We start from the raw sequence: 24,076 nt of genomic DNA, 5'->3' as shown, positions 1-24,076 counted from the left end.
GCCGGGAGAGGGCGGACCTGACGCGGTCCTAGATTCGCCGCATGCCTCCACAGCCCGCGCCGCGCCCGCCCGCCGCGATGCCCGTCCTGCCCTACCGCAAGCCCACCAAGGGCCGCGACTACTGGGTGTTCGACGACGTCCTGCCCGACGTCGACGCCGTACGGCAGCGGTGCCTGGCCAAGGACGACTGGGCCGAGGGATACCCCTACACCTCCGAGACCTGGCCGGGCCTGCGCGCCATGCCGGGCCTGGAGCCCGCCGAACTGGACCGGGTCGAAAGGCTGGTGAGGAAGGCGACCGGGGCGAAGGAACTCTGGGTGCAGCGGACGCCCGGCGGCGGCACCCTCAACCACAACTGCGTCCAGGTGGTCGGCGAGGGCGAGAGCGAGCCCCGCCCGCACACCGACTCCCGCGCCCTGTGCCGGTACGCGGCCGTGCTCTACCTCAACCCGGACGCGCCCAAGGACTGCGGGACCGCCTTCTACCGCCAGTCGCTCCCCGGCGGCCGGCTCGGCGGCAACATCGTCCAGGCCCCGCACAACAACCTCGTCGAGGCCCTCGGCACGCGGTACGTCCCGGCGGACCACTTCGAGGAGGACGTACGGGTCCCGCACAAGTACAACCGCCTGCTCCTGTACCACGCCAACCTGGTGCACAGCGCGACCGGTTACGCCGGCCGGACGCTGGAGGAGAAGCGCATGACGGCGGTCTTCTTCTGGATGGCCTGAGCCGGCCGGGTGGGCCGGCCGGTGTGAGCCGGGCGCGCGTGCGGTACGGATGGTGGGCATGAGCAGTGTCGCCATCGTGGGAGCCGGACCCGGGCTCGGGGCCGCCGTCGCCCGGAGGTTCGGGCGGGAAGGGTTCGGCGTCGGACTCGTCGCCCGGGACCGGGGCCGGCTGGACGCGATCGCCGAGGGCCTCGCGGACGAGGGGATCACCGCCCGCGGATTCGCCGCCGACGTGCGCCGGCCGGAGCGGCTGGCCGTGGCACTGGCGGAGCTGGCCGACGCCCTCGGGACCGTCGAGGTGCTGCAGTACAGCCCGGTGCCGCACCGGGACTTCATGCGGCCGGTACTGGACACCGGCCACCGGGAGCTGGTCGGGCCGATCGAGTTCTCCGTCTACGGGCCGGTGGCCGCCGTGCAGCAGGTGCTGCCGGGGATGCGGCGGCTCGGGCGCGGCACGATCCTGTTCGTGAACGGCGGGAGCGCCGCCGTACCGCACCCCGAGCGGGCCGGGACCTCGATCGCCTTCGCCGCGGAGAGCGCGTACGGCCATCTGCTGCACGACCGGCTCGCGGCGGAGGGGATCCATGTCGCGCAGCTGGTGATCCCCGGGGCGATCACGGCGGGGCACGCCCGCAAGGACCCGGAGGTGCTCGCGCAGACCCTGTGGTCCATGCACCGGGAGCGGCACGGGTTCCGGCACTACGCCGATGACCTCGACAGCTGACCCCGCCCCCGGGCCGGTCGGTCCCGACCGGTCGGATTCCCGGTGCGCTGAGTACGGGAGCGGCGGCGCGAGGGGGCCGCCGCGGTCGCCTGTCCGGTGTTTCTCGGCACGCGTCCCGACCTGCCCGTACAGGGCTGAGCGGGAGGGCAGGGAACGGTCACCCTGCGGGGAATGACTTTGTAAGCCAATATAGGGATATTGGCCGCATTTGCTCTCTTCAAAGGGGGCCTCCATGGCTGTGGAAATCCCTCCACTCGTCAAGACGTCCCGCCTCAGAAGCCGGGGCGGTCTGCTGGGCGAGTGCCTGGCGGAGTTCCTCGGAACCCTCGTCCTCATCGCCTTCGGCTGCGGTGTGGTCGCGATGGCGGTGGCCGCGCTGCCCGGTTCGGGCCGGGCCGCCACTCCCACCACGATCTTCCTCGCGGCGGGCGACTGGCTGCTCATCACGTGGGGCTGGGCCTTCGCCGTCGTCTTCGGCGTCTACGTCGCCGGCGGCGTCAGCGGCGCCCACCTCAACCCGGCGGTGACCCTGGCGATGGCCCTGCGCCGCGGATTCTCCTGGGCCAAGGTCCTGCCGTACTGGTTCGCGCAGGTCGCCGGCGCCCTCACCGGGGCCGCGCTGGTGTACCTCGTGTACCACGACGCCATCAACACCTTCGACAGCACCGTGACGGGGCCGAAGGTGAACGGGCACACGAACACCACCTTCTCCATCTTCGCGACCTTCCCGGCCGCGTACTTCCACGGCGGCATCTGGGGGCCGCTGGTCGACCAGATCGTCGGCACGGCTCTCCTGCTCATGCTGATCGCCGCCGTCGTCGACCTGCGCAACCAGGCCGTGAAGGCCAATCTCGGGCCACTGGTCATCGGCTTCGCCGTCGCCGCCATCGGCATGTCCTACGGCGCCAACGCGGGCTACGCCATCAACCCGGCCCGCGACTTCGGACCGCGCCTGTTCACGTATGCCGCGGGCTGGGACAGCCTGGCCTTCCCGGGAAGCGTGTCCGGGGCCTTCAGCGCCTACTGGTGGATCCCCATCGTCGGTCCCCTGGTCGGCGGCGCCGTCGGCATCCTCGTGTACGACCTCTTCATCGGCGACGTCCTGCTCGTCCGGTCCGAACTGGCCGAAGCGCCGCCACCGGGCCGCTCGACCCCGGTCGCCACCAGCGACGAGGAGTGACCCCGGCGCACCCCGCCCGGCCCGGCGACGCCGTCCGCACGGGACGGCGTCCGGGCCGGTTCAGCGTACGGCGGCTCGTCAGAGGACCAGCAGCAGCGTGGCCACGGTGGTGAAGCCGGCGCACACCGCGAGCACCACGCCCACGCAGCGCCGCCGCAACACCTCGTACCGGTGCTCGTACTCGGCCCGCAGCGACACGCAGCGCGCCGCGACGCGTTCGAGGTCGGCCCGGGCCCGCCGCAGACTGTCGGCGACGTACCGCCGCTCGATCTCCTCGCGCTGCGCCGTCGTCAGCCAGTCCAGGGAGCCCGCGAACTCCCGCGCCCGCCGCTCCGCCTCGGCGATCCTGGCCTGCCACAGCAGGTAGCCCTCCACCTCGTTGCCGAGGTCGCCACCCACTCCGGCCCCCTGCTGGGGCAGACCGCTCACCCGTGCCCTCGGTCGGAGGCGGCCGGATGCGCGTGGGCCTCGTACTCCTGCATCGCGATGTCCGGGTGGTGCAGGTCGAACGCCGGGGATTCGCTGCGGATCCGCGGCAGGGTGACGAAGTTGTGCCGCGGCGGCGGGCAGGAGGTCGCCCACTCCAGCGAGCGGCCGAAGCCCCACGGGTCGTCCACGCCGACCGGCTGGCCGTACTTGGCCGTCTTCCACACGTTGTAGAGGAACGGCAGCATCGACAGACCGAGCAGGAAGGAACCGATGGTGGAGACCGTGTTCAGCGCGGTGAAGCCGTCGGACGCCAGGTAGTCGGCGTACCGGCGCGGCATGCCCTCGGCGCCGAGCCAGTGCTGCACCAGGAAGGTGGTGTGGAAGCCGACGAACAGCGTCCAGAAGGTGATCTTGCCGAGCCGCTCGTCCAGCATCTTCCCCGTGAACTTGGGCCACCAGAAGTGGAATCCGGCGAACATCGCGAACACGACCGTGCCGAAGACCACGTAGTGGAAGTGGGCCACCACGAAGTACGAGTCGGAGACGTGGAAGTCCATCGGGGGCGAGGCCAGGATGACACCGGTCAGTCCGCCGAAGAGGAACGTCACGAGGAAGCCGGCCGCCCACAGCATCGGCGTCTCGAAGGACAACGACCCCTTCCACATCGTGCCGATCCAGTTGAAGAACTTCACCCCGGTCGGTACGGCGATCAGGAAGGTCATGAAGGCGAAGAACGGCAGCAGCACACCACCGGTGACGTACATGTGGTGGGCCCACACCGTCACGGACAGACCGGCGATCGCGATGGTCGCGGCCACCAGGCCCATGTAACCGAAGATCGGCTTGCGGGCGAACACCGGGATGATCTCGGTGACGATCCCGAAGAACGGCAGGGCGATGATGTACACCTCCGGATGGCCGAAGAACCAGAAGAGGTGTTGCCACAGCAGGGGCCCGCCATTGGCCGCGTCATACACGTGGGCGCCGAACTTCCGGTCCGCCTCCAGGGCGAACAGCGCGGCGGCGAGGCACGGGAAGGCCAGCAGGACCAGGACACCGGTCAGCAGCACGTTCCAGGTGAAGATCGGCATCCGGAACATGGTCATGCCCGGGGCGCGCATGCAGATGATGGTGGTAATGAAGTTGACCGCGCCGAGGATGGTGCCGAAGCCGGAGAAGGCCAGGCCCATGGCCCACATGTCGCCGCCGATGCCCGGGGTGCGGATCGCGTCCGACAGCGGGGTGTACGCGAACCAGCCGAAGTCGGCCGCGCCGTCCGGGGTGAGGAAGCCGCCGACGGCGATGAGGGAACCGAACAGGTACAGCCAGTAGGCGAACATGTTCAGGCGCGGGAACGCCACGTCCGGCGCCCCGATCTGCAGCGGCATGATCCAGTTCGTGAACCCGGCGAACAGCGGGGTCGCGAACATCAGCAGCATCACGGTGCCGTGCATCGTGAACAGCTGGTTGTACTGCTCGTTCGAGATCAGCTGCAGCCCCGGCCGGGCCAGCTCGGCCCGCAGGATCAGCGCCATCACGCCGCCGAACAGGAAGAACGCGAACGACGTCGACAGATACAGCGTGCCGATCGTCTTGTGATCGGTGGTCGTCAGCCACTTCACCACGACGTTGCCGGGCTGTTTGCGCCTGAGCGGCAGCTCGCTCTCGTAGGAGTCGCCGGCTGCCTCGGCACCGCCCTGGGGTTCGTTGAGGATGCTCACCAGTCGTCCGTCTCCCGATGCTTGCCGTGCGCCCACTCCACGTTCGTCGTCCGCCATCCTCGACCGCGCGAGGGCGGCCGCGCGGCCCAGTACGGCCGACGCGCGGCCGTCCGGATGACGGATGCACCCGGACGGACCAGTGCGGGAGGGGAGGCACGGTGGCCCGCACCGTCCACGGACGGCGAATCGGCCGGGTCGTCGCTCGTGCGGGGGCGTCCCGGTGCGGAGAACGCCGCCTGCGAGGATCCGTTGCGAAAGGCGCGTAACGCGTCGGCACCCTCACCGCGTGTAAGAGATGACGCCGACCACGAGAGGACACACGGTGAGGGAAGCACCCGCGGACTATCTGGAGTTCGCAGTCGCCCGCAGCGGGCCGCTGTTCCGGACCGCCTGTCTGCTCACGGGCGACTGGCACCTCGCCGAGGACCTGGTGCAGGAGACCCTGGCCAAGATGTACCGCTCCTGGCGGCGGATCAGCCGCGCGGAATCCCCGGTGGCCTACGCCAACACGGTGCTGGTGCGCACCTACGTCTCCCAGCGCCGCCGCCGCAGTTCCACCGAGCGCCCCAGTGACCGGCTGCCCGACGCCGCCGGACCGGCACCGGACGCGGAACTGCGGATGGCCCTGCTGGACGGTCTGGCGCGGCTGACGGCCAAGGACCGCGCGGTGCTGGTGCTGCGCTACTGGGAGGACCGCTCGGTGGAGGAGACCGCCCACGTGCTGAAGCAGTCACCGGGTGCCGTCCGGACCCGGAGCACCCGCGCCCTGCGACGGCTGCGCACCCTGCTCGGCACCGAGTTGGCCGACCTGACCGCATGAGCCGTACCGGCCGACCCGCCGGTACGGACCCGTGCGGGCCGGCCTGACGCCATGAACCGGGCCGGCCGAGGTGACCGTACGGACCCGCGCGGGCCGGCCTGACGCCATGAACCGGGCCGGCCGACGTGGCCGTACGGACCCGAGCCGGCCGGCCGGACCGCATGACGAGCGCGGCCGGACGACCGGGCTCGCAGCCGCGCGCGAGCCGCAGCGATGTACGAAGAACCGCCGCCGATCCCAGACGAACGGAGACCCCGCCCATGTCCCCCGACGAGGAGTTCGAAGCCCGGGTGGCCCGCGCCATGAGCCACGCCACGGTCGAGTTCCCACCCCATTCCCCCGACCTCGTACGGCGTTCCGTCGACCGGGGCCGGCGGATGCGGCTGGCCACCGCCGCCCGGATCACCGCCGCGGCTGCCGCGGTGGTCACCGCGGGCGGCGGCCTGCTGGCCACGGGCGCTCTCGGCGGCCACGGCGACGGCTCCGCCGACCGGTTGCGGACCGCCACCCAGGGGCGCCCCACCGAGCCCCCGGCCTCCCGGGCGGCCTCGCCGGTCAGCGGCGACGAGATGGTCCGCACGCTCAAGGAGCTGCTGCCGCCCGGCGGCACCGTCTCCGCGGCCTCGGGCACGGGTACCCAGGACGGCGACCCCGGCGTCCTGCCGACGGCCAGGCTGACCTACACCACCGCGCGGGGGACCTCCGCCGTCGACATCACCGTCGCCCGGCTGGACCCCGGCATCCCCGCCGGGCAACAGGGCAACGGCGGCTGCCTGCCCGTGGAGGTCCGTCCCTACGACAAGTGCACCACCGAGAAGCTCCCCGGCGGGGCGGTGCTCAACACCACCGAGTCGTTCACCTACCCCAACGCGGACACCGGCCAGAAGCGCTGGTACGTGGTGCTCACCACCGCGGACGGCGCCCAGCTGACGGTGCAGGAGTTCGGCGGCGGCGGCGAGAAGGCGTCGTCCGGCGGCGCCGATCCGCTGCTGTCGCTCGCCCGGCTCACCTCGATCGTGCGCAGCCCGGCGTGGCACAAGGCGATCGCCGCGCTGCCGGCCCCCCGGCCGACTCCCACCACCGCCGCCTCCACCGGCCGGCGGCACGCACCCGGCACCCGGCTGAGCCGCGTGCTGAAGGGGCACCTGCCCCGGGGCGGAACCGTCTCCGACGAGAACGCCTCGGACGGGATGGTCCAGCTCGTCTGGGACGACGGCCACGGGAAGAACATGGTGGAGGTCGACGTGCAGTACGACATGACGGCCGACCTGGCCGGGCACATGGGCTGCGCCGGGGTCGCCGGCCACTGCGAGGCCACGGAGTCAGGCGACGGCACCCGGATCAAGAAGGTCCGGGGGACGTCGGAGAAGGGCGGCTCGGCACAGGTGTGGCTGGTCGACGTCCTGTACCCGGACGGCCGGCGGGTGGCGGCCCGCGAGGTCAACTCCTACGCGGAGAGCGCCCCGGTGACCCGCCCCCGGCCCGCGCTGAGCATGGACCGGCTGCTGAGCATCGCGCTCGACAAGCGGTTCTTCACGGACTGAGCGGCCGGGTCCCGCGGGGTGCGCCCACTCCGTTGACTCCGGCCGAACGGCCGTGCGACGGTGAGGACGCGCTCGTCTGGGGAACCACGGGAAAACTGGAGGCAAACCGCTGTGTCCTTCGGAAACGACGACTCCCGCCCGGCCATGGACCGCAGCCTGACCTCCGATCAGCTGGAGGCGTTCGAGAAGGAGTTCGCCGCCCGCCCGGCGAACCGGCTGATGCAGAACGCCGTCACCCAGACCCCCGTGGACGACGTCGCCCTGGACCGGCGGATCCTCACCGGTATCGACCACTCGGTCTCCCACCACCTGGACGACTGGAAGGCCACCAACCAGAAGCAGAGCGGACGCTGCTGGATGTTCGCCGGGCTCAACCTGCTCCGGGTCGGCGCCGCGCGCGAGCTGGGTGTGAGGGACTTCGAGTTCTCCCAGAACTACCTGCTGTGGTGGGACAAGTTCGAGCGGGCGAACCACTTCCTCGAAGCGGTCATCGACACCTCGGACCGGAACGTGGACGACCGTACGGTGGCGCATCTGCTGGCGGACCCGATCGGTGACGGCGGCCAGTGGAACATGTTCGTGGCCCTGGTCGCCAAGCACGGCCTGGTACCGAAGTCGGCGATGCCGGAGACCGACAGCTCCTCATCGACCCGGGCGATGAACCGCGCCCTGCAGACCCTGCTGCGCCAGGGTGCCCGCGATCTGCGCGGGCTGGCCCGCGAGGGAGCGGACGCCCAGCGGGAGCGCAAGCGCGAGGTGCTGGCCGCCGTCCACCGGGTGCTCGGCATCCATCTCGGCACGCCGCCGCGGCGGTTCCTGTGGCAGTGGGAGGACAAGGACAAGGAGTTCCACCGCGACGGCTGGCTCACCCCGGCGGAGTTCGCCGCCTCGTACGTGCGGCTCCCGCTGGACGAGTACGTCTGCCTGGTGCACGACCCGCGGGAGTCGAGCCCGGTCGGCCGCACGTTCACCGTCGAGTACCTGGGCAACGTCGTGGACGCCCCGCCGGTGGTCTACCTGAACGTACCGGTCGAGCTGCTGAAGCGGCTGGCCATGGACACGATCGTCGGCGGTGAGCCGGTGTGGTTCGGCTGCGACGTGGCCAAGATGATGCGCGCGGACGCCGGCGTCTGGGACGCCGCACTCTTCGACTACGCCGCCGTCTACGACGCGCCCTTCACCATGGACAAGGCCGACCGGCTGCTGTACCACGACACACAGATGACCCACGCGATGCTGTTCACCGGAGTCGACGTGGTGGACGGCAGCCCGCGCCGCTGGCGGGTGGAGAACAGCTGGGGTGAGGAGAAGGCCGACAAGGGCTTCTGGACCATGAACGACTCGTGGTTCGGCGAGCACGTCTTCGAGATCGCGGTCCGCCGTTCCGCTCTCCCGGCGGACCTGGCCACGGCCCTCGACCGGCCGCCGATCGTGCTCCCCGCCTGGGACCCGATGGGCGCTCTCGCCGACTGAAGCAGAGCCGGGGCGGACGCGCGAGACGGATGAACGGGGCGGACGCGCGGAACGGATGAACGGGGCGGACGAACGGGACGGGGGGACGGCCGTCAGCGTGGAAGGGCGAGGACGCCCAGGGCGTAACCCTGGTCGTCGACGACGGGGGACGCGACCAGGGCCCGGACCCGCATGGCGGCTTCCGCGTCGTCGAGGATGGTCGCGGACGAGGTGAACGGGCCGCGGTCGAGCGGGATGTCCCGCAGCCGGGTCCGGTCGGCGTACCAGTGGCCGCCCCGGTGCGCCGCGAGCTGGGCCCGGGTGACCAGTCCCGTGCACCGGCCGTCCTCGTCCCGGAGAAGCAGGTGCGGAACGCGGGCGCCGATGAGGACGGACAGGGCGACGTCGACCGTCATGTGGTCGTCCACCTGCGGCCCGGGGGCGTGCATGACGTCACGGGCGGTCAGGCCGGTGCTGTAGACCCTCCCGGTCGGGTGCGCGCGGGACGGGACCTGTTGCGGGCAGGAAGACACCTGCGGGGAGCGGGACGGAAACAGCGTCAAAGGCTTTTCCCCTTCGAGAACGACGGTTGTGTCTCTGCGCCGGGCGGGGCGGGACGAGTGAGAGGCGGCCTCGACTGCCGGGACTCGGCGTGGCAGTGCCGAGAGGTTCCTCCGCCGCTGCGGAATCGCTCGGGAATTCGGAGGGGGAGCCGAGAGAAATCGATACGGAAACGGGCTGGGGCCCGCACCCCGAGGGTGCGGGCCCCAGCCACGTGATCCGCGAGCCCTGGGCTCGCGACGTCCGTGTCAGGCGTCAGGTCAGGCGGGAACGATGTTCTCGGCCTGCGGGCCCTTCTGGCCCTGAGTGACGTCGAAGGTAACCTTCTGGCCTTCCTGAAGCTCGCGGAAGCCCTGGGTGGCGATGTTCGAGTAGTGGGCGAACACGTCAGCGCCGCCGCCGTCCTGCTCGATGAAGCCGAAGCCCTTTTCCGCGTTGAACCACTTCACGGTGCCAGATGCCATATTGAATCTCCCTTAAGGGGCAGTGCCGGATTCCGCACTTTACGGATCCCGAGTCGCCGCGATGATCACCCCTCCGGAAAGACCCGGAAAGCTGTGCAAAGAAACAAGTCTCTGGTAACCAAAACTGCAACTGCTATCACGCTAACACAGGTCGAGGGAAAAACGCAGGCGCTCGGAGAATGTCGCGGAAACCCTCGGCCACTCGAGAGGAAATTTCTGTATCGGCGGCACTAGGTATCCAGACCGTGCTCAGCCAGTTTCCGGCGCATTTCCTCGTTCAGCCGGAGGGCGTCGCCGAGCCGGTCCTCCAGGGTGACGATGCGGCACGCGGCCTCGACGGGCGTCCCCTGGACGACGAGCTCGCGGGCGCGGGCGGCGACCCGCAGCTGGCGGCGGGAGTAACGGCGGTGTCCGCCCTCCGAGCGCAGCGGAGTGATCAACTCGGCCTCGCCGATGGCCCGCAGGAAGGCCGGGGTGGTCCCGAGAACGTCGGCGGCCCGCCCCATGGTGTAGGCGGGGTAGTCGTCGTCGTCGAGGTGGTCGGCGACAGCAGCGTTCTCGGCGGGCATGGCACCTTCATCGGGGGCGCGGCGAGGGGGTCCGGGCGGCCGGGGCGCCCGTGCTCCGAAGGAGTCGGCACCAGCTGTTCCGGTGTCACAACCCTATCCCCGGCACGCGTGCAGATGTGGCCTGCCCACGGCAGGTTTCCCGCGCCTTCCGCTCCCGTTCCCCCGCCGCGCGTTTGAACGGACGCCCCGTGGTGACCTGTGCGGTGGAGAGCGGCCGTGCCTCGTGTGGGTTCGGACCAGCAGCCGGCATTCCGTGCGTCCGTCCCCCACTCTGCCGCCCGGCCGTCACAGGCCGGGCGGCAGGGCTCGCTCGACCCGAGCGGCGGCGGTGCCACTCCGGCGATGTCTCAGCCGTCCTCAGAGCTGCGCGCTTGTGTCGGTCCGCGTCGTGTCGGGGGCCTCGCAGCCGGGCGGCCGGCGGCTCACGGCGCACACGCACACGCCGAGCCAGCCGAGGGCGAACAGCCAGCCGCCGACGACGTCGGTGAACCAGTGCACCCCGAGGTAGACGCGGGTCAGGCCGACCAGTGCGCCCCAGGCGCCGATGACCAGGGCGTACAGGATCCTGCCACGCGGGCCGCGCAGTACGACGGCGATGATCAGCAGTCCGGCGGCAAGGGCCGCTGTCGTGGCGTGACCGGACGGGAACGCCCACCCCGAGGCATGCGTCCGCCAGTCCGTCAGAGGCGGCCGTGGCCGGGCGACGAGCGTCATGACCCCGTACCGCAGGGCCTGGCCCGCCGCGAGGCAGGCCAGGCAGAGCGCGACGGCGAGCGCGCGCTGCCGGAGGGTGCGCCCCGCGATGATCCCGGCCAGCACGGCCAGCGCGTACGGGACGACACCCGTCCCCGTGGCGGTCAGACCGCGGGCGAGCGCCACGACGCCGTCCGGCCGATGGGCGACGGACCAGTTGAGAAGGCCCCTGTCCGCCCACAGCGGTGTGCCGTCGCGGCCGACCATGACCATGGTCATCACGCCGAACGCCGTCCACGCGCCGAGGCCGCAGCTGCCGGCCAGTTCGGCGACCTCACCGCGCTTCACGACGCCACCAGCAGGGGACGCAGGCGGGTGGCCGCGAGCCGGGGGGCCAGGGCCTGCGCGGGCCTGCGCAGTGCGAGCAGGACGAGCGGCACGGTCACGGCGCCCACCACGACCCCCGCCACCACGTCGTGGGGGTAGTGAGCGCCGACCCAGACCCGCGAGAGAGCCATCGCGCAGGCGGCCACGGCGGCGACCGCGCCCAGCCGGCGGGAGACGAACAGCAGGGCGACGGCCGCCGCGGCCGCGATGGCCGCGTGGTTGCTGGGGAAGGACCAGTCACCGGGTGCCGGGCACGCCTCCAGGGTGGCCACATGCAGGCTCTGGCAGGGCCGGTCCTCGCGCACCAGCAGCTTCAGCACGGCGTCCACGCCGTAGGCCAGGACCACGACGAACGGCGCGGCGAGTGCCGTCACCGACGCGACGGCGCCCACCCGGCGGGCGCGCCACCAGCCGGCGAACAGGAGAACGGCGAACAGGGCGAGTCCGTACGTCGACCACGCCGACACGGTGTCGTTCAGCCACGTGGGAGAGCGGTGGGCGAGGTTCACCACGTCGGTGTAGGCCGAGCGGTCGACGGACGAGCCGTCGAAGGCGAGGATCATCCGCGGGCCGCCTTCGCGTCACGCCGCGAGCGGTAGACCTCGGCCGCGAGCGGAATCAGCGACAGGGCGACGATCACCGCGACCATCGGCAGCAGATACCGGTCCACGTTCGGCACGGAGGAGCCCAGCGCGTAACCCGCCAGCGTGAGGCCCAGGCTCCACACCAGGCCGCCGGTCACCTGCCAGACGGTGAACGTCCGTACCGGCACCCGCAGGGCGCCCGCCATCGGGTTCAGGACCGTGCGCACCACGGGTACGAAGCGGGCCAGCACGATGGCCTTCGCGTGCCCGTAGCGCTCCAGCAGCTCCTCGGCGCGCTCCGCCCCCTCGTGCAGGCGGGCGGAGCGGCTGCGGGCGAGCAGGGCGCCGCCCGCTCTGCGGCCCAGGAGGTATCCGCACTGCGAACCCGCCAGCGCCCCCACCGCCGCGGCGACCAGGAGCGGGCCGAGCGACAGCTTCAGGCCGCGGTCGGCGGTGCCGGTGCACAGCAGCCCGGCCGTGAACAGCAGGGAGTCGCCCGGCAGGAAGAAACCGATCAGCAGCCCGGTCTCGGCGAACAGCACCACACCCACGCCCAGCACGCCGAAGGCGGCCAGCAGGGACCGCGCATCCAGCACATTGACAGCGAGCTGCGACGATAGGTGCATGGCTGTGGTCATCGTCGAGGCCCCTTCATCGTGCGTCCGCACCGCGCCGGACGCGCCGCAGCGGAGGCGCCCGACGAGCGACTACAATTCTGTAGACAGTCTACTCGACTGTAGACGACGGGGGAGTGAGGACGTTCCCATGGCGGATGCGAGGGACGAGAGACGGCCGGCCGGCGAACTCGAGGCCGCCGTGATGGCCGCGCTGTGGGCCGCCGGGGCCCCGCTCACGCCGGGGCGGGTGCAGGCCGAACTCGGCTCCGGACTGGCCCGGACGACAGTGGCGACGATTCTGACCCGACTGCACGAGAAGGGCGTCGTCAGCCGTGAGCGGCAGGGGCGCGGCTACGCCTACCTCCCCGTCCAGGACGCTCCCGGCCTGACCGCCCGGCGCATGCACACCGAACTCGACCGGGACACCGACCGGGAGACGGTCCTGGCCCGCTTCGTCGCCCAGCTCAGCCCCGGCGACGAGCAGCTCCTGCGCCATCTCCTGGACGGTGACGAGCGATGACCGCCCTGTTGCTGCTGCCCCTGGTCCTGCCCTTCCTCGCGCCGGCGCTGGGGCGGCGGGCCCTCGACCGGCTCGCTCCCGCCGTCGCGCTGTGGGCCCTCACCGCCTCGGCCCTCACGCTGGCGGGGACCTGCGTGGCCGCCCTCGGCGCCCTGGTCCTGACCGGACTGCTGAAGCTGCCCGCCCTCGCCGCCCTCGGCGAACTCATCCACCCCCTGCGCACGCCCTTCGGCCACCTCGTCGTCCCCGCGGCCACGGCGGCCACCGGAGTACTCACGCTCAGCGTCTGGACCCTCGCCCGTTCGGCCTTCCGCCAGGCCCGCGCCTTCCGCGCCGCCCGGGCGCAGGCGGACAGCCGCCCGGCCGCCGGTGACCTGTGCGTCGTCGACTCGCCCCACGCGGATGCGTACGCCCTGCCGGGGCGGCCCCACCGCATCGTCGTCACCACCGCGATGCTGCGCAGCCTGGGAGCCGTCGAGCGCGAGGCCCTGTTCGCCCACGAACGCGCCCACAACCGGGCCGGCCACCACTACTTCCTGGTCGCCGCCGAACTCGCCGCCCACTGCCACCCCGCCCTGCGCGGTGTGCGCGACACCATCCGGCTCGCCGCCGAGCGGGCCGCCGACGAGGCCGCCGCCGCAGCCCTCGGCGACCGACGCCTCATCGCCAGGGCCATCGCCCGCGCCGCCCTCGCCAGCCACTCCTCCCCCTCCACCCGCCCCGCCTTCGCCCCCGCGGCGACCACCGGCCCGGTCCCGCGACGCGTCGCGGCCCTCCTCGAACCCGCCGAGGGCCGCCCGCGCGCCGCGCGCTGCACCGCGTTCCTCCTCGTGGTCTGCGCGCTCCTGTCCGTCGCCGCCGGAACAGCCGGCGTCGCCGGCTTCCACCACCAGGTCGAGATCGCCCAGGGCGAGAAGGGCCTCTGACCGGCACGGGCTCCAGCCCCTGCACGAGCCATCGGGCGGCCGGCCGCACGGCCGCCGAGCCCACGACGGGCACCGCCCGCACCGCGGCGCCCCCGTACCGCCGCAGCCGCCCCGGTCCTCGCCCCGGCCTCCTCCGCCCCGCCCCGCCCCGCCCGCCCGCGGGGCCCCGCAGCGGCCGGGTGCCCGCCGAGGCCACCGCGGATCCGACGCACCCCGACGCACCCCGACGCACCCCGTCGTACCCCGACGCACCCCGACGCACCCCGTCGTACCCCGACGCACCCAGAAGGTCCCCACGGTTCCGGAGACTCCGCAGGCAGCCGGGTGGTACCGCGGTACCACGTGGTCGGCGCGGTTCGGGCTTCCGGTACCACCGGGTCGGGGTGATGTGGCTCTTAGCGTGGTCGGTGAGGCGTCGGAGACGACGGACGCCGGAGTCCGACAGGGAGAACGCGGATGATCGAGGCACGGCAGCTGACCAAGAGGTACGGCGAGAAGACGGCCGTCGACGGACTGGATTTCGTCGTGAAACCGGGCACGGTGACCGGCTTTCTGGGACCCAACGGCGCGGGCAAGTCCACGACGATGCGCATGATCGTCGGCCTTGACGCCCCGACCAGCGGCTCCGTCACCGTCAACGGACACCACTACGCCCGCCACCAGGCGCCCCTCCAGGAGGTGGGCGCCCTGCTGGAGGCCAAGTCGATCCACCCGGGCCGCTCGGCGTACAACCACCTGCGGGCCCTCGCGCTGACGCACGGCATCCCGCGTCACCGGGTCGACGAGGTCATCGACCTCGCGGGTCTGGGCAGCGTGGCGAAGAAGCGGGCCGGCGCCTTCTCCCTCGGGATGGGCCAGCGGCTGGGCATCGCGGCGGCGCTGCTGGGTGATCCGCAGACCGTGATGCTGGACGAGCCGGTCAACGGGCTGGACCCGGAGGGCGTGCTCTGGATCCGCAACCTGCTCAAAGCGCTCGCCGACGAGGGCCGCACGGTGTTCGTGTCCTCGCACCTGATGAGCGAGATGGCTCTGGTCGCGGACCACCTGATCATCGTGGGCCGCGGGCGGCTGCTGGCCGACACGACCGTGGGCGACCTGATCCGCGAGGCGGGCGGCGACACGGTGAAGGTGGCGACGCAGGACCCGGGGCGGCTGCGGGACGTGCTGGCCGGGCCGGGCGTCGACGTCACCGGCCGGATCGGCTCCGAGGAACTGCAGGTGACCGGGCTGACCGCCCGCGAGATCGGACTGAAGGCGGCGGAGCACGGGATCGCGCTGTTCGAACTGAGCGCGCGTACGGTCTCGCTGGAGGAGGCGTTCATGGACCTGACCAGGGATGCCGTGGAGTACCACGGCACCACGACCGGGGTCGAGACCCTGGGGAGGCCCGCATGAGCACCCTCACCGCGACCGTCGAGGAGCCCAGGACCGCCCCCGCCCGCCCCGCCTACCGGGTGACCGGACGGCGCGTGCTCTCCTCGGAATGGGCCAAGCTGTGGTCCCTGCGCTCGACCTGGATCACTCTGGGCCTGGGCCTGCTGTTCCTGGTGGTGTTCGGCCTGATCGCCGCGAGCCGCTACAAGTCGGGGATCGACTCCGGCCACCTCGACCGGGACTTCGCCGACCGGACGGCCGTCAGCCTGTCCCTCTTCGGTACGAACTTCGCCCAGCTGGCCCTCGGCGTGCTCGGCGTGCTGGTCACGGCCGGGGAGTACTCGACCGGCATGATCCGCTCGACGCTCGCCGCGGTACCCCGGCGGCTGCCGGTGCTGTGGTCCAAGGCGGCCGTGTTCGGAGTGGTCGCGCTGGTGGTGGGAACCGTAGGCGCTTTCGTCGCCTTCCTGATCGGGAGCGGGATCGTCTCGGGCACCCCCGCGGCCATGGGCCTCTCCCACGCGGGTGTCGCGCGCAGCCTGCTCGGCGCCGGGCTCTACCTCGGCCTGGTCGCCGTGATCGGCACCGCCCTGGGTGCGCTGCTGCGCTCGGTGGCCGGCGGGATATCGGTGCTGGTCGCCGTCCTGATGCTGATCCCGGGACTGGTCTCACTGCTGCCGAGCTCCTGGCAGGGCGACATCAGCCCCTATCTGCCCTCCAACGCCGGGGAGTCGGTCTTCGCGCTGACCCACGACTCCACGACCCTGTCGCCGGGCGCCGGGCTGCTGGTCCTCGTCGGCTGGACGGCGCTGGCGCTGGCCGGCGCGGCGTACCGGCTCGCGCGCAGCGACGTCTGACAGCTGCACCATGGACAGGTGACGTCCGTGACCACCGATGACATCAGCGGGATGGCACCGCTGGTCGCCCGGCTGTCCCGGGTCGGCCAGCGGTTGCGGCAGGCCGACCGGACACATCCGTGGGTGCTGGACACCGCGGTCGTGGTCCTGGTCTTCCTGATGTTCTGTCTGCCCGACCTGCTGCACGGCGTCGCCGACGACGGCGACGGCCCGCGCCGGTTCCGGCTGGTCTTCACCCGGCTGCCCGTCGCGGGAACGCTGGCGCTCCAGGCCGGACTCGTCCTGCCCCTGCTGTGGCGGCGGCGCAGGCCCGCGGCGGCCTTCGGCGTCATCGCCGCGGTGTTCGTCGCGCAGTGGTCCCTGGGCGCGGCGCTGCGCGCGGACGTCGCGCTCTTCGTGGCCCTGTACAGCCTGGCCCTGCACGGACGCCTGCGGCAGCTGCCGTGGGCCTGCGCCGTGACGGCGGGCGCCATGGCGCTGGTCGCCGTACGGGCGTCCGCCGCCGTGTCCGTCTGGGACGCGCTGTTCTTCCTGCTCAGCACGGCGACCGCGGCCCTCGCGCTCGGCCTGATGGTCCGGATCCGGCGCGCGCAGCTCGCCGGGCTGCGCGACCGGGCCGCCCGGCTGGAGATCGAGCGCGACCAGCGCAGCAGGCTGGCCACGGCCACCGAACGCACCCGTGTCGCCCGCGAGATGCACGACATCGTCGGCCACAACCTGTCCGTCATCATCACGCTCGCCGACGCCGGCACCTACGCCACCGACATCGCCCCGGAACGCGGCAAGGAGGCCCTGCGGCTCATCGGCGACACCGGCCGCCAGGCCCTCGGCGAGCTGCGGCGGGTGCTCGGTGTGCTGCGCGAGACGGCGGACGGCTCCCCGGGCGGGCCCGACCTCAGCCCGCAGCCCGGCATCGCGGACATCGACGCGCTGTGCGCCAAGGTGCGCGCCGCCGGACTGGAGGTCGTCTACCGCACCTCCGGCGAAGTGGACGCCCTGGACAACGGGGTGCAGCTGACGGTGTACCGCATCGTCCAGGAAGCACTCACCAACACCCTGAAGCACGCCGAGACCGACGCCCGGGTGCACCTGGCGGTCGTCGAGACGGACGGCCGGCTGACCATCCGGGTCCAGGACACCGGGCCGGCCGTGGCGCGCGGACCGCACGAGGAAGGACACGGCCTGGTGGGCATGCGGGAACGAGCGGCTCTGTACGGCGGGACCGTCAGCGCCGGTCCGGCGGCCGGCGGCGGGTGGAGCGTCGAGGCCGTCCTCGACCTCACTCCCCAGGGCGGTGCCCGGTGACGACCGTGCTCATCGTGGACGACCAGCCGCTGCAACGCTACGGCTTCCGCATGCTGCTGGATTCCGTCCCCGAGACCGAGGTCGTGGGGGAGGCCGCCCACGGGGCCGAGGCGGTGCGCAAGGCGGCCGAACTCCGCCCGGACGTCGTCCTGATGGACGTACGCATGCCCGGCATGGACGGCATCGAGGCCACCCGCCGCATCGTCGCCGCGGGCGGGCGTTCGCGTGTCCTCGTGCTCACCACCTTCGACCTCGACGAGTACGTCCACGCCGCTCTGCGCGCCGGGGCCAGCGGCTTCCTGCTGAAGGACGTGCGACCCGAGGAGCTGCTCGCGGGCATCCGGGCCGTCGCCGCCGGTGACGCCGTCATCGCCCCGGCCCTCACCCGCCGCCTCCTGGACGAGTTCACCCGCTACGTCCCCGCCCGCCCCACGGGATCCGGCGAGGACCCGAGACTCGGCTCCCTCACGGACCGCGAACGCGAGATCCTCGTCGCCGTCGGCAAGGGCTGGACCAACGGTGAGATCGCCACCCGCTTCGTCCTGTCCGAGTCCACCGTGAAGACCCACGTCGGCCGCGTCCTGGCCAAGATCGGCGCCCGCGACCGCATCCAGGCCGTCATCTTCGCCTACGACCAGGGCCTCGCCCGGCCCAACGCCGGCTGACCCGGCGGGCGGCGCCCGGGAGACCCTCGGTGGCCGTGGTTCCAGGTGGCCGTCAGGGTTCCAGGCGGTAGCCGTGTCCGCGCAGGGTGGTGATGCGGGGCGGCCGGGCGCGCGCGCCCGCGGCCTCGGTGAGACGGCGGCGCAGAGCCGCCATGGTGACGTCGAGGGTCTTGGTGGAGCCGAACCAGTTCTCGTCCCAGACCTCGGCCATCAGGGTCTCCCGGGAGACGGCCTCGCCCGCGTGCTGGGCGAGCACGGCGAGCAGGTCGAACTCCTTGGGGCGCAGGGGGACGTCCTCGTCGCGGAGGGTGCAGCGCCGGGCGGAGACGTCGAGGACGAGGTCGGCCAGGCGGACGGGCTCGCGCGGCGGCGCGGCGACGACACGGCGGCGCAGGTGGGCGCGGAGCCGGGCGAGCAGGACGGAGAGGCTGAACGGTTTGACGAGGTAGTCGTCGGCCCCCGCGTCCAGTCCCGCGATCACGTCGATGTCGTCGGTACGGGCGGTGAGGACGATGATCAGCAGGTCGGGCCGGCGGGTGCGCAGGGCGCGGGCGACGTCGAGACCGTCCATGTCGGGCAGGCCCAGGTCGAGCAGCAGGACGTCGTACGGCGTCCGGGCGGCCTCGGCCAGGGCGGCGGAGCCGGTGCGGCTCCAGACGGGGTCGTAGCCGTTTCCGACGAGGCCGCTCTCCAGATGGCGGCCGATGGTGTCGTCGTCCTCGACGACCAGGACGCGCGGGCGGCTGCGGTCGGCGGTGGCGGGCGGGCGCATGGTCGACAGCGTAGGAGCGGGCGGGCCGGCCGGCCCGCCGGCCCGGTGTGGCGTGATCACAGGTCGCGCAGCTCCTCGACGGCCGGGCGCCCGGCGCCGCGGATGCCGTTGAGGGCTGCGGCCAGTACGGCCGCGACGGCGGCGCCCGCGGTCAGGGCCAGGTAGGCGGACGGGACCGAGAGCGCGACCAGCACCAGCCCGACGGCTGCGGACCTGTGTCCGAGTGCCATGCTCACTGCCCTCCCGCAACGTCTGCGACCGGAGGTCGGTCATGGCACCGACGCTAGGAGGCGGCCGGTTAACGCCCGGCACGCCGACGGTTAGACGACGGCAAAAGGGCGTGGCGCGCCGTCGCCGGGCAGGCCGGCGGCCCGCAGGATGAGGGCATGAGACAGCGTGTGGTGCGCGTCGCCCTCACCGCCGCCCTGGTCGCCGTGGTCCTCCTCGCCGTCCCGCTGGCCCTGGTCATCAGGTCGTCCCTGTACGCCGGCCAGCGCGACACCCTGGAGCGGGCGGCCCTGGCGGGTGCCGTGCGCGTCAGCCCGGACTACCCGGCCGGGGATCCGGTGGAACTGCCCGCGCCACCGGCCGGCGGCCACCTGGGCCTGTACGACACCCGGCTGGGTCTGCGGGCGGGCAGCGGCCCCCGAACCGGTGACGCGACGGTACGGCGGGCGCTGGGCGCCACGGTGGTGCGCGGTCACTCGGGCGGTGATCTGACGGTCACCGTGCCGGTCTCGCACGCCGAGCGGGTCATCGGCGTCGTCCGCGCCTCCTCGCCCGCCGGCGCCGTACGCGACCGCGTCCTCGCCGCGTGGGCCGTCCTCGCCGGCGCCTGCGCCCTCGCCCTGACCGTGGCCGTCCTGATCGCCCGCCGCCAGGCGCGGGCGCTGGCCGCCCCGCTGGAGGACCTCTCCCGCCACTGCCGGGCCGTCACCGCCGGCGACCTGAGCGCACGGGCCGCGGCCAGCAGCATCGCCGAGATCGGCCAGGTGGCCCGCACCCACAACGAGATGCTGCACAGCCTGTCGGAACTCCTGCGCCACGAGCGGGACTTCACCGCCAACGCCTCCCACCAGCTGCGCACCCCGCTGACCGGACTGCAGCTCACCCTGGAGGCGGCCCTGGCGCAGGAGGACGACGCCCGGCTGCGCCCCGCTGTCGAGGAGGCGCTGGCGACCACCCGTCGCCTGCACGGCACGGTGGAGGAGGTGCTGCGCCTGTCACGCTCCCGCGGCCTCGCGCGTTCCGCCGTCCCGGACACCGCGGTGTCCCGCCTCGTGCGGGACGTCGAGGGCCGCTGGCACGGCCTGTTCGCCCGCGACGGCAGGCGTCTGGAGTGCGAGACGCGCGACGTACCGGACGATGTCCGCGTCCCGGGCGGCCCCGTGGCCGAGATCCTCGGCGTGCTGTTGGACAACGCGCGCGTTCACGGGCGAGGCACCGTCCGCCTCACGGTGCGGGACCTCGGGGACGCCCTCGCCTTCGACGTCGGCGACGAGGGGGAGGCCGACGGTGAGACGGCACGGCTCTTCGACCGCGGGCACAGCGGCGGTCCGGGGGCGGGGATCGGCCTCGCCCTCGCCCGCGACCTGGCCGTCTCGCTGGGCGGCAGGCTCTCCCTGGCGGGCGGCCGTCCGACCACGTTCACCCTGCTGGTGCCGGTCCATCAGGACGGCGACGGCGACGGCGGTGGCTGAGGGGACGGGAACGGCCGGCCGGACCCGTCCGGCGCGTCGCGCGGCAGGCGGTCTGAACGGCTCGCGTCCCCGCCGTGGTAGTGCGCGCCCCGGGGACGGCCCGCCCGCGTCCGCGTGCTCAGTTCGGACCGGGACCGGAAGCCTCGGACGCTCCGTTCGCGGCACGGCGGTACTCGGCGTTGATGCGCTGCGCCTCCTCGAGCTGGTCCTCGAGGATGACGATGCGGCACGCGGCCTCGATCGGGGTCCCCCGGTCCACGAGTTCGCGGGCGCGGGCGGCGATCCGCAGCTGGTAGCGGGAGTACCGGCGATGTCCGCCCTCCGAGCGCAGCGGAGTGATCAGACGAGCCTCACCGATGGCCCGCAGGAAGCCAGGGGTGGTGCCGAGCATCTCGGCGGCCCGGCCCATGGTGTACGCGGGGTAGTCGTCGTCGTCCAGATGATCGTTGAGTGGGGTATCTGCTGCCATGTCACCTCGTTGTGCAACGCGTCGAGGGGCCCTCGTGCCGTACGGCACCGGGGCCCCGAAAGAGATTGAACACCATCCGCCGACCCCGGGGGTGTGCCGACCTTCTGTTTGCGGGCCGGGATCGGTACACGAGTGAGGGCCCTGCCGGCGCGCGCCGGCAGGGCCCTCACTCGTGTACGGGTGGCGGTTTCCCGCCTGTGCTCACTCCTTCGGGGAGGTGGCGCCCCCGAGCAGCATGGACGCGGCCAGGAGCGGGCTGGGGGCAGCCACCGGCGCGGTCGCGAGGTGGTCGTGGCAGGTGAAGCCGAGACGGGTCATGGCCCGGACGACCTCGCCGCCGGTGAAGTCGCGGCGGTCCTGTCGGGTGATGACCTGGCCCACTTGCTTGACCGGGTAGCGGCGGCGGCCGATGGTCACGGACTCACCCGTGACCAGCTCGGGCCTGATCCCCTTCATGGAGGCCAGCACCCCGCTCCTGGTCAGCTCGAACGGGTACCGGGCGATGACACAGCGCATGATGCCTCACAGCGGGGAGGGGGAACGGGCGACCGGGCGGGGTGGGTCAGCGGGCGAGGGTGCGGACGCCCGGGCTCCGGCCGCGCTCACCGGTGGGGCCCGGACGGGTGCCGGACGGGGTGAACGGTCCGGCGAGGACGTCCCGGAGACGGACCCGGTCCGTGTAGGCGGGGCTGTCGCGCAGAACGGTGAGCCGGGCCAGGGTGATCAGGCCCGTGCCCTGGTCGTCACCGTCGCAGAGGACGAGGTGGTCGACGCGGGCACCGGCCATGAGGGAGAGAGCCACCTCGACCGTCATGTCGTCCCGTACGCGCGGCCCCGAGGCGTCGCTGTCGTGAACCACGGCCTCGGGGGAGGGATGCACCGCACGGTGCCGCGTCTGAACCGGTGTCATAGGTGCCTCCAGCGGGGAAGGGGTGGGCTCGTGGTCACGGCGGCTCCAGGGCCTGGTGCGAGAGTGCGTGCCGGGCGTCGCCCGGCAGGCGCCACTTCCGCGACAGGCCTAGGCGGCCGAGCCGAAACCGGGCCGGCGCTGTGCCCTGCGGGGCGCCGCCGAGCCGACGGGCCGGCCCTGGCCCGCACGGCCCCGGCGGCCCCGACCGCCCCGGGACGGGGAAGACGTGCCGCGAGGACGTTCCACGACCGGCGCGGCGATGACGACCGGGACACCGGACGGCGCCTGGGCACCGGTGATGCGGCTCAGCTCCGCCTCGCCCGAACGTACCTGGGCCACCTGGGGGGTGATGCCCGCCGAAGCCATCAGCCGGGTCATACCGCGACGCTGGTCGGGGGTCACCAGGGTGACGACGCTGCCGGACTCCCCGGCGCGGGCCGTACGGCCGCCGCGGTGCAGGTAGTCCTTGTGGTCACTGGGCGGATCCACGTTGACGACCAGGTCGAGGTTGTCGACGTGGATCCCGCGCGCCGCGACGTTGGTCGCCACCAGTACGGTCACATGCCCGCTCTTGAACTGGGCCAGGGTCCGCGTGCGCTGCGGCTGGGACTTGCCGCCGTGCAGGGCCGCGGCGCGGACACCGCTGCTCAGCAGGTGCTTGGTCAGCCGGTCCACGGCGTGCTTGGTGTCGAGGAACATCATCACCCGGCCGTCGCGCGCCGCGATCTCGGTGGTCGTCCGGTGCTTGTCCGCGTCGTGCACGTGGAGTACGTGGTGCTCCATCGTGGTGACCGCGCCCGCCGACGGGTCGACGGAGTGGACCACCGGGTCCGACAGGTAGCGGCGGACCAGCAGGTCGACGTTGCGGTCCAGGGTGGCCGAGAACAGCATGCGCTGGCCGTCGGGACGCACCTGGTCGAGCAGGGCCGTGACCTGGGGCATGAAGCCCATGTCGGTCATCTGGTCGGCCTCGTCGAGGACCGTGATGCCGACGTCGCCCAGCCGGCAGTCGCCCCGGTCGATGAGGTCCTTGAGCCGCCCGGGTGTCGCGACGACCACCTCGGCCCCGGCGCGCAGCGCACCGGCCTGCCTGCCGATGGACATCCCGCCGACGACGGTGGCCAGCCTGAGGCTCACCGAGCGGGCGTACGGAGTGAGCGCGTCGGTGACCTGCTGGGCGAGTTCGCGGGTGGGGACGAGCACCAGGGCGAGCGGCTGCCGCGGCTCGGCACGCCTGCCCGCCGTACGGGCCAGTGCGGCGAGCCCGAAGGCGAGGGTCTTTCCCGAGCCGGTGCGGCCACGGCCGAGTACGTCACGACCGGCCAGGGAGTTCGGCAGGGTCGCCGCCTGGATCGGGAACGGCACGGTCACGCCTTCGTGGCCGAGCGCGGCCAACAGCCGTGCGGGCATGTCGAGATCGGCGAACGACTCGACGGCCGGCAGCGCGGGCGTGATCGTCTTCGGCGGCGTGAACTCGCCCTGTACGGTCCGTCCGGCCTGCCGGTTTCCGAAGCCCTTGGCGCGGCGCGGACCACCGGAGCGCCTGGCGCCGGCGTCTCCTGCGAGACGGTCATTCGAGCGGGATGTGTGGGCACGCTTCATGCGGGACCTTCCTTGTTGCGGCACGTAGCAAGGAATTCCCGCAGCAGATGAGCGGCGCAGAGAATCTCGAAACGAGCCGGAGTCGATGTCGGCCGGGCCGATGCGGGCCGGGCCTGCCCGACGGGAAATGTCACCCGTCGGTGGTGCGGCGGAGCCTCCCGTCGCACGCCCTAAATGCAGCGAGCTGGGGCCCGCACCCCAGAGGTGCGGGCCCCAGCTGCGAAGTTACGCGTGAGCGCCGGTGTCAGGCGGGAACGATGTTCTCGGCCGTCGGGCCCTTCTGGCCCTGCGCGATGTCGAAGGACACCTTCTGGCCTTCCTGCAGCTCACGGAAGCCCTGGGCGGCGATGTTCGAGTAGTGGGCGAAGACGTCGGCGCCGCCGCCGTCCTGCTCGATGAAGCCGAAGCCCTTTTCCGCGTTGAACCACTTCACGGTGCCAGTAGCCATTTTATTTCTCCTTCGGAGGCGGGATCGGGAATCCGCCCTGTGCGGATTCCGTGTC

28 protein-coding genes are annotated in these 24,076 nt (G+C 72.6%); 13 read left to right on the top strand and 15 right to left on the bottom strand.

Annotated elements, in window-relative coordinates:
* Positions 1-41 precede the first annotated feature (41 nt).
* The 3 genes from AB0B40_RS08415 (at position 42) to AB0B40_RS08405 (ending at position 2,632) form a co-directional block, all read left to right on the top strand.
* Positions 42-728: a DUF6445 family protein gene (locus AB0B40_RS08415; protein WP_362263556.1), complete on the top strand. Its 687-nt coding sequence runs from the start codon at positions 42-44 to the stop codon at positions 726-728.
* Between the two features lie 58 nt (positions 729-786).
* Positions 787-1,452: an SDR family NAD(P)-dependent oxidoreductase gene (locus tag AB0B40_RS08410; RefSeq protein ID WP_345047383.1), complete on the top strand. Its 666-nt coding sequence runs from the start codon at positions 787-789 to the stop codon at positions 1,450-1,452.
* 232 nt (positions 1,453-1,684) lie between these two features.
* Positions 1,685-2,632 (top strand): MIP/aquaporin family protein, encoded by a 948-nt coding sequence (locus AB0B40_RS08405; RefSeq protein ID WP_362263555.1) that lies wholly within the window; start codon positions 1,685-1,687, stop codon positions 2,630-2,632.
* A 78-nt stretch (positions 2,633-2,710) separates the two neighbouring features.
* Here AB0B40_RS08405 and AB0B40_RS08400 read toward each other — a convergent pair whose 3' ends face one another.
* Together AB0B40_RS08400 and ctaD are read right to left on the bottom strand one after the other, a co-directional pair.
* Positions 2,711-3,061, bottom strand: coding sequence for a cytochrome C oxidase subunit I (locus AB0B40_RS08400; RefSeq protein WP_345047386.1), 351 nt, complete (start codon positions 3,059-3,061; stop codon positions 2,711-2,713).
* Positions 3,058-4,782: a cytochrome c oxidase subunit I gene (gene ctaD, locus AB0B40_RS08395; RefSeq protein WP_362263554.1), complete on the bottom strand. Its 1,725-nt coding sequence runs from the start codon at positions 4,780-4,782 to the stop codon at positions 3,058-3,060. The genes AB0B40_RS08400 and ctaD overlap by 4 nt, the downstream gene beginning before the upstream one ends.
* 322 nt (positions 4,783-5,104) lie before the next feature.
* Here ctaD and AB0B40_RS08390 point away from each other — a divergent pair, with 322 nt between their 5' ends.
* From AB0B40_RS08390 to AB0B40_RS08380, 3 genes are all read left to right on the top strand, one after another.
* Positions 5,105-5,602, top strand: coding sequence for a SigE family RNA polymerase sigma factor (locus AB0B40_RS08390; RefSeq protein WP_345047389.1), 498 nt, complete (start codon positions 5,105-5,107; stop codon positions 5,600-5,602).
* A 260-nt stretch (positions 5,603-5,862) separates the two neighbouring features.
* Positions 5,863-7,146, top strand: a complete 1,284-nt coding sequence (locus AB0B40_RS08385; RefSeq protein ID WP_345047390.1) for a hypothetical protein — start codon at positions 5,863-5,865, stop codon at positions 7,144-7,146.
* Positions 7,147-7,257: 111 nt separating this feature from the next.
* Positions 7,258-8,619 carry a C1 family peptidase gene (locus AB0B40_RS08380; RefSeq protein WP_362263553.1) on the top strand — a complete coding sequence of 454 codons (1,362 nt, stop codon included), beginning with the start codon at positions 7,258-7,260 and terminating at the stop codon, positions 8,617-8,619.
* A 92-nt stretch (positions 8,620-8,711) separates the two neighbouring features.
* On the opposite strand, the gene AB0B40_RS08375 is transcribed toward AB0B40_RS08380, so the two are convergent.
* The 6 genes from AB0B40_RS08375 to AB0B40_RS08350 all read right to left on the bottom strand — a co-directional run bounded on the left by AB0B40_RS08375 (position 8,712) and on the right by AB0B40_RS08350 (position 12,494).
* Positions 8,712-9,047, bottom strand: a complete 336-nt coding sequence (locus tag AB0B40_RS08375; RefSeq protein ID WP_362263611.1) for a CBS domain-containing protein — start codon at positions 9,045-9,047, stop codon at positions 8,712-8,714.
* A 372-nt stretch (positions 9,048-9,419) separates the two neighbouring features.
* Positions 9,420-9,623 carry a cold-shock protein gene (locus tag AB0B40_RS08370; protein ID WP_069779708.1) on the bottom strand — a complete coding sequence of 68 codons (204 nt, stop codon included), beginning with the start codon at positions 9,621-9,623 and terminating at the stop codon, positions 9,420-9,422.
* 230 nt (positions 9,624-9,853) lie between these two features.
* On the bottom strand, positions 9,854-10,192 hold the full coding sequence (locus AB0B40_RS08365; RefSeq protein ID WP_345047395.1) for a MerR family transcriptional regulator: 339 nt from the start codon (positions 10,190-10,192) through the stop codon (positions 9,854-9,856).
* Between the two features lie 357 nt (positions 10,193-10,549).
* A complete protein-coding gene (locus tag AB0B40_RS08360) occupies positions 10,550-11,233 on the bottom strand; it encodes a phosphatase PAP2 family protein (protein ID WP_345047397.1) in 684 nt (227 codons plus the stop codon).
* Positions 11,230-11,835, bottom strand: a complete 606-nt coding sequence (locus AB0B40_RS08355) for a phosphatase PAP2 family protein (RefSeq protein ID WP_362263552.1) — start codon at positions 11,833-11,835, stop codon at positions 11,230-11,232. The genes AB0B40_RS08360 and AB0B40_RS08355 overlap by 4 nt, the downstream gene beginning before the upstream one ends.
* Positions 11,832-12,494, bottom strand: a complete 663-nt coding sequence (locus AB0B40_RS08350; RefSeq protein ID WP_345047400.1) for a DedA family protein — start codon at positions 12,492-12,494, stop codon at positions 11,832-11,834. Before AB0B40_RS08350 ends, AB0B40_RS08355 begins: the two co-directional genes overlap by 4 nt.
* Positions 12,495-12,621: 127 nt before the next feature.
* Between AB0B40_RS08350 and AB0B40_RS08345 the strand changes: the two genes are divergently transcribed.
* From AB0B40_RS08345 to AB0B40_RS08320, 6 genes are all read left to right on the top strand, one after another.
* Entirely contained in the window at positions 12,622-12,993 is a 372-nt protein-coding gene (locus tag AB0B40_RS08345) for a BlaI/MecI/CopY family transcriptional regulator (protein ID WP_345047401.1), read from the top strand.
* Positions 12,990-13,919, top strand: a complete 930-nt coding sequence (locus AB0B40_RS08340; protein WP_345047403.1) for a M48 family metalloprotease — start codon at positions 12,990-12,992, stop codon at positions 13,917-13,919. Before AB0B40_RS08345 ends, AB0B40_RS08340 begins: the two co-directional genes overlap by 4 nt.
* 456 nt (positions 13,920-14,375) lie before the next feature.
* Entirely contained in the window at positions 14,376-15,314 is a 939-nt protein-coding gene (locus tag AB0B40_RS08335) for an ATP-binding cassette domain-containing protein (RefSeq protein WP_362263551.1), read from the top strand.
* Entirely contained in the window at positions 15,311-16,150 is an 840-nt protein-coding gene (locus AB0B40_RS08330; protein WP_362263550.1) for an ABC transporter permease, read from the top strand. The genes AB0B40_RS08335 and AB0B40_RS08330 overlap by 4 nt, the downstream gene beginning before the upstream one ends.
* 27 nt (positions 16,151-16,177) lie before the next feature.
* A complete protein-coding gene (locus AB0B40_RS08325) occupies positions 16,178-17,455 on the top strand; it encodes a sensor histidine kinase (protein ID WP_362263549.1) in 1,278 nt (425 codons plus the stop codon).
* Positions 17,452-18,120, top strand: coding sequence for a response regulator transcription factor (locus AB0B40_RS08320; protein ID WP_345047408.1), 669 nt, complete (start codon positions 17,452-17,454; stop codon positions 18,118-18,120). Before AB0B40_RS08325 ends, AB0B40_RS08320 begins: the two co-directional genes overlap by 4 nt.
* Positions 18,121-18,172: 52 nt before the next feature.
* On the opposite strand, the gene AB0B40_RS08315 is transcribed toward AB0B40_RS08320, so the two are convergent.
* Both AB0B40_RS08315 and AB0B40_RS08310 read right to left on the bottom strand, forming a co-directional pair.
* A complete protein-coding gene (locus tag AB0B40_RS08315) occupies positions 18,173-18,892 on the bottom strand; it encodes a response regulator transcription factor (RefSeq protein WP_345047410.1) in 720 nt (239 codons plus the stop codon).
* Between the two features lie 56 nt (positions 18,893-18,948).
* A complete protein-coding gene (locus AB0B40_RS08310) occupies positions 18,949-19,122 on the bottom strand; it encodes a hypothetical protein (protein WP_345047411.1) in 174 nt (57 codons plus the stop codon).
* A 156-nt stretch (positions 19,123-19,278) separates the two neighbouring features.
* Here AB0B40_RS08310 and AB0B40_RS08305 point away from each other — a divergent pair, with 156 nt between their 5' ends.
* Positions 19,279-20,592, top strand: coding sequence for a HAMP domain-containing sensor histidine kinase (locus AB0B40_RS08305; protein ID WP_345047412.1), 1,314 nt, complete (start codon positions 19,279-19,281; stop codon positions 20,590-20,592).
* Positions 20,593-20,710: 118 nt separating this feature from the next.
* Here AB0B40_RS08305 and AB0B40_RS08300 read toward each other — a convergent pair whose 3' ends face one another.
* The 5 genes from AB0B40_RS08300 to AB0B40_RS08280 all read right to left on the bottom strand — a co-directional run bounded on the left by AB0B40_RS08300 (position 20,711) and on the right by AB0B40_RS08280 (position 24,021).
* Positions 20,711-21,061 (bottom strand): helix-turn-helix domain-containing protein, encoded by a 351-nt coding sequence (locus AB0B40_RS08300; RefSeq protein ID WP_345047414.1) that lies wholly within the window; start codon positions 21,059-21,061, stop codon positions 20,711-20,713.
* A 201-nt stretch (positions 21,062-21,262) separates the two neighbouring features.
* Positions 21,263-21,577, bottom strand: coding sequence for an SCO5918 family protein (locus tag AB0B40_RS08295; RefSeq protein ID WP_345047416.1), 315 nt, complete (start codon positions 21,575-21,577; stop codon positions 21,263-21,265).
* A gap of 46 nt (positions 21,578-21,623) precedes the next feature.
* Positions 21,624-21,971: a CBS domain-containing protein gene (locus tag AB0B40_RS08290; RefSeq protein ID WP_345047417.1), complete on the bottom strand. Its 348-nt coding sequence runs from the start codon at positions 21,969-21,971 to the stop codon at positions 21,624-21,626.
* Positions 21,972-22,079: 108 nt separating this feature from the next.
* Positions 22,080-23,573 (bottom strand): DEAD/DEAH box helicase, encoded by a 1,494-nt coding sequence (locus AB0B40_RS08285; RefSeq protein ID WP_345047418.1) that lies wholly within the window; start codon positions 23,571-23,573, stop codon positions 22,080-22,082.
* Between the two features lie 244 nt (positions 23,574-23,817).
* Entirely contained in the window at positions 23,818-24,021 is a 204-nt protein-coding gene (locus tag AB0B40_RS08280; RefSeq protein ID WP_030224351.1) for a cold-shock protein, read from the bottom strand.
* Between the last annotated feature and the right edge of the window lie 55 nt (positions 24,022-24,076).

Source organism: Streptomyces sp. NPDC042638, from assembly GCF_040647235.1.
Classification (GTDB): domain Bacteria; phylum Actinomycetota; class Actinomycetes; order Streptomycetales; family Streptomycetaceae; genus Streptomyces; species Streptomyces rameus.
Note: the sequence above shows the minus strand (reverse complement) of the source record. Positions and strands in the feature narration are given on the sequence as shown.

Bases quoted from the DNA above. Each gene is read 5' to 3' on its own strand.
- AB0B40_RS08415 (WP_362263556.1), top strand. From the start codon at position 42: ATGCCTCCACAGCCCGCGCCGCGCCCGCCCGCCGCGATGCCCGTCCTG.
- AB0B40_RS08410 (WP_345047383.1), top strand. From the start codon at position 787: ATGAGCAGTGTCGCCATCGTGGGAGCCGGACCCGGGCTCGGGGCCGCC.
- AB0B40_RS08405 (WP_362263555.1), top strand. From the start codon at position 1,685: ATGGCTGTGGAAATCCCTCCACTCGTCAAGACGTCCCGCCTCAGAAGC.
- AB0B40_RS08385 (WP_345047390.1), top strand. From the start codon at position 5,863: ATGTCCCCCGACGAGGAGTTCGAAGCCCGGGTGGCCCGCGCCATGAGC.
- AB0B40_RS08375 (WP_362263611.1), bottom strand. From the start codon at position 9,047: ATGCACGCCCCCGGGCCGCAGGTGGACGACCACATGACGGTCGACGTC.
- AB0B40_RS08370 (WP_069779708.1), bottom strand. From the start codon at position 9,623: ATGGCATCTGGCACCGTGAAGTGGTTCAACGCGGAAAAGGGCTTCGGC.
- AB0B40_RS08365 (WP_345047395.1), bottom strand. From the start codon at position 10,192: ATGCCCGCCGAGAACGCTGCTGTCGCCGACCACCTCGACGACGACGAC.
- AB0B40_RS08355 (WP_362263552.1), bottom strand. From the start codon at position 11,835: ATGATCCTCGCCTTCGACGGCTCGTCCGTCGACCGCTCGGCCTACACC.
- AB0B40_RS08350 (WP_345047400.1), bottom strand. From the start codon at position 12,494: ATGACCACAGCCATGCACCTATCGTCGCAGCTCGCTGTCAATGTGCTG.
- AB0B40_RS08345 (WP_345047401.1), top strand. From the start codon at position 12,622: ATGGCGGATGCGAGGGACGAGAGACGGCCGGCCGGCGAACTCGAGGCC.
- AB0B40_RS08340 (WP_345047403.1), top strand. From the start codon at position 12,990: ATGACCGCCCTGTTGCTGCTGCCCCTGGTCCTGCCCTTCCTCGCGCCG.
- AB0B40_RS08335 (WP_362263551.1), top strand. From the start codon at position 14,376: ATGATCGAGGCACGGCAGCTGACCAAGAGGTACGGCGAGAAGACGGCC.
- AB0B40_RS08330 (WP_362263550.1), top strand. From the start codon at position 15,311: ATGAGCACCCTCACCGCGACCGTCGAGGAGCCCAGGACCGCCCCCGCC.
- AB0B40_RS08315 (WP_345047410.1), bottom strand. From the start codon at position 18,892: ATGCGCCCGCCCGCCACCGCCGACCGCAGCCGCCCGCGCGTCCTGGTC.
- AB0B40_RS08310 (WP_345047411.1), bottom strand. From the start codon at position 19,122: ATGGCACTCGGACACAGGTCCGCAGCCGTCGGGCTGGTGCTGGTCGCG.
- AB0B40_RS08305 (WP_345047412.1), top strand. From the start codon at position 19,279: ATGAGACAGCGTGTGGTGCGCGTCGCCCTCACCGCCGCCCTGGTCGCC.
- AB0B40_RS08300 (WP_345047414.1), bottom strand. From the start codon at position 21,061: ATGGCAGCAGATACCCCACTCAACGATCATCTGGACGACGACGACTAC.
- AB0B40_RS08295 (WP_345047416.1), bottom strand. From the start codon at position 21,577: ATGCGCTGTGTCATCGCCCGGTACCCGTTCGAGCTGACCAGGAGCGGG.
- AB0B40_RS08290 (WP_345047417.1), bottom strand. From the start codon at position 21,971: ATGACACCGGTTCAGACGCGGCACCGTGCGGTGCATCCCTCCCCCGAG.
- AB0B40_RS08285 (WP_345047418.1), bottom strand. From the start codon at position 23,573: ATGAAGCGTGCCCACACATCCCGCTCGAATGACCGTCTCGCAGGAGAC.
- AB0B40_RS08280 (WP_030224351.1), bottom strand. From the start codon at position 24,021: ATGGCTACTGGCACCGTGAAGTGGTTCAACGCGGAAAAGGGCTTCGGC.